The following is a 214-nucleotide window of genomic DNA, read 5'->3' on the forward strand; positions in this document are numbered from 1 at the left end:
GATAGCGGATAGTACCGTGAGGGAATGGTGAAAAGTACCCCGGGAGGGGAGTGAAATAGTACCTGAAACCGTGTGCCTACAAGCCGTGGGAGCGTCGGACATCAGCTTGCTGGTGTCTCGTGACTGCGTGCCTTTTGAAGAATGAGCCTGCGAGTTTGCGGTGTGTTGCGAGGTTAACCCGTGTGGGGAAGCCGTAGCGAAAGCGAGTCCGAAT

1 rRNA gene is annotated in these 214 nt (G+C 55.6%); it reads left to right on the top strand.

What is annotated here, in order from left to right:
• Positions 1–214: ribosomal RNA gene (locus ADK65_RS09370) — 23S ribosomal RNA — on the top strand; the annotation flags it as partial.

Origin of the sequence: Streptomyces sp. NRRL B-1140, assembly GCF_001280065.1 — a bacterium.
In the GTDB taxonomy this organism is placed as follows: Bacteria; Actinomycetota; Actinomycetes; order Streptomycetales; family Streptomycetaceae; genus Streptomyces.